We start from the raw sequence: 2,663 nt of genomic DNA on the forward strand, positions 1-2,663 counted from the left end.
ATAGCTCAGTTGGTAGAGCGCAACCTTGCCAAGGTTGAGGTCGCGAGTTCGAGTCTCGTTTCCCGCTCCAATTGTCGATCGACAGAGTTCCATGGAAGTCTGTAGGTCTTTGAAATCAGACGCTTCGGCGTCTTTTTTCGTTTCAGGGCAGTCGGCCACTGAATCCACTGGCAGCGACGAAACTTCAGTACATTTTCAAGTACGGCGATCCCGGTTAGTTGACGTAGCGGATTGATGGCTGAGCTGAGGGCTTCGGCATCGATGTGCATTTCCTCGACCACACGAGAGCGGGAGATGTACCCACGTCATTGACCGATATCGCTGTTCGCCAGGCAAAGCCGACCGGCAAGAACTAGACCTTCAAAAATGCCGCTGGCACGGCCCGAGAATTGCTCGATACGGGATGGACACAGTTGATCAGCAAGCGCATCGGCGGTGGCTCGATGCCGAGATGGCGGTACGGGCCCAGGTCCTTGAGCAATTGCAGCGTGCCCCGACGCAACTCACGGGCGGCCAGGATCTCCGGTGTGACCGGCGACAGCAGCAAATCGGAGTCCAGGATGGCCATCTCCAGCAGTACGCTGCGGGCGCCCTGGGTGTCGATCAACAGCAGGTCGTAGTGCGGCCGGAACAGCGGCAACAGGTTGCGCAGCCGCAACCGGCCATCGGGCGCATGCAGGAGCAGGGTGTTCAACTGGCCTTGCGCGTCATTCGACAGCACCAAGTCCAGGCCCTGGATGGCCGTGTGGCTGATCAACTGCGACCGTCGGCACCCGTTGTAGGCCAGCAGCTCGTAGCAACCGGTCGGTGCACGCTCCGGCAAAGCAAAATAGCTGGAGGGGGTAGGCTGCACGTCCAGGTCCAGCAGCAGAACCCGTAGCCCGGCATCGGCAGCCAAACCCCCGAGGTTGGCAGCGGTGGTGGTCTTGCCCACCCCGCCCTTGGTTGAGATGATCGCAGTCACGTGCATGACGGCGGCCCTCAGTCGCGGGCGAAACGCGGTCGATCGGCTAGCGCTCGACCCCCAGCGAGTCCCAACCGACGGCGCGCACGCCGAGCTTGATCGGCTTGGGAAACTTGCCCTGGGTAATCAGCGCATAGATATGCGCCCGCTTGCAGCCGGTTTTGCGCTCCACGCCGGGCCGGCGAAGGATGCTGTGCTCGGTGTCGAGCACCAATGCTTGAATGGGCTGGGTCATCATTGACGCTCCTGGACGTCCGTTGACGTCGATTGAGGATGTGCCCGCATTCAGCGCTTGCTGCAGCCATCGCGCAGCAAACAATGCGGAACACGCACTCACCGGATTGATGACAGCGCTGTGCTCACAAGACGTTAAGCAGAAATCCCCTACAACTCATCCCGTTGTCTTCTGGCAGAGGGCGTCGCAATCCAGCGACGAACGCCTATCCAGCGCCTGGCCTGAAAACGCGGCAAGACAAAAACGGATTGGTCGATGCCGAGCGCCGCGTCGGCGCAATGATCAGATGCAACGTGTCTGAAGCAGACGCAAAACGTCTGAGCCGCAAAGCCTCGCATTTTCCAGGGTCGGATAGCGGTGTAGGAAAAATTTCTTTTGCTATATGTTACGGTCGTGCGGCCATCTATCGGCACACACGAATTGACGTAAAGGCCTACAGGCTGATCAGGCCTCGATCGTAGGTCGGGAGCGGCGGCAGGCATGTTGCAGGTTGTCTATTATTCGCCTCACTGATTAATTGGCGACGGCTGCAGTTATTTGAGTGGTTCTGCAACCGTTGCCGCTGTATTTTAGAGTGTGAGAGATATCAATGTTCTCTGGTGGGTTTTAGTGAGCCCCTTATTGCATCGCAGAAGGTGCGAAAATCAGGGGCGATAAATATAGTTTTTGGATGGATCGTGAGCTCGTTGGTTATGGTGTAGTTGATGGATCCGGTTAATGTGTTCAGCCAAAAGTCGTTATCGCCAGCATCGCCTGCGAAGGGGATGTTTTCCTTGAGAAACTTCGCATTGACCTTGTGAGCGGTCGTTCTGTATTCAATTATTTTTAGTTTTGATAGTAGTCTCGCGCTCTCTTGTCCTTCGAATGTGGATATAAAATTGAATGCTTCTATTCCAAACAAGTTATGGTCGCCTGGTTTTATGGTGTGAAAGTCTTCCCTGTAGATGTATGCGCCTCCGTCAAAAAAACCGCCATTTTGATTAGAATAAAACGTTATAAAGTGATCCCTTCCTGGGAAATTATGGGCGAGTAATGACTCTAGTAAGTCTTTACTTATTCCCGGGAGTGAATCGTTAAAGTTGACGTCGCTATGGGCAAATTGTGTGTGCTTTTTCATTTGATTTCACTTTTGAATTGGTTAGTGAGGCGGTTCTGCGTGATGCCTCGACTTTTGCTTCTAGTGATCCATAATTGTGCCCTGTGATTTGTTTAAAGTCCTGTGCTCCTCGCCACTACGGTGTTGATTCACACAAGCCAACCGATGTTCGGCATCGTATTCAAAATACTGCACCCAATTGCTACCAACCCGCTTCTCAAATAGCCGTCCGAATCGGTCATAGCGGTACCGCTTATCTTGATAAACCAACACACGGTTATGCTTGATCAGCCCATTGAGCTTCGGTCCATCAAACAGGTTACCGGCCTTGTCGTACTTGAAGTCCTCGACCTGTGCCGCCTGCCAGT

Annotated in this window: 3 protein-coding genes and 1 pseudogene; all 4 read right to left on the reverse strand. The window is 54.2% G+C overall.

Annotated elements, in window-relative coordinates; all coding sequences use genetic code 11:
- Positions 1 to 382: 382 nt before the first annotated feature.
- Positions 383 to 970 (reverse strand): annotated as a pseudogene (locus tag QMZ25_RS19160) (ParA family protein); the annotation flags it as partial.
- 40 nt (positions 971 to 1,010) lie between these two features.
- Positions 1,011 to 1,202, reverse strand: coding sequence for an AlpA family phage regulatory protein (locus tag QMZ25_RS19165; RefSeq protein WP_065175873.1), 192 nt, complete (start codon positions 1,200 to 1,202; stop codon positions 1,011 to 1,013).
- Positions 1,203 to 1,785: 583 nt separating this feature from the next.
- The gene (locus tag QMZ25_RS19170; protein WP_283220145.1) at positions 1,786 to 2,316 is read right to left on the reverse strand and encodes a hypothetical protein; all 531 of its coding nucleotides are present in this window, start codon (positions 2,314 to 2,316) and stop codon (positions 1,786 to 1,788) included.
- Positions 2,317 to 2,376: 60 nt separating this feature from the next.
- On the reverse strand, positions 2,377 to 2,663 hold a 287-nt coding region (locus tag QMZ25_RS19175; protein WP_283220146.1), incomplete at its 5' end, for a hypothetical protein.

It is taken from the genome of Stenotrophomonas sp. RS-48, from assembly GCF_030053245.1.
GTDB lineage: Bacteria > Pseudomonadota > Gammaproteobacteria > Xanthomonadales > Xanthomonadaceae > Stenotrophomonas > Stenotrophomonas maltophilia_P.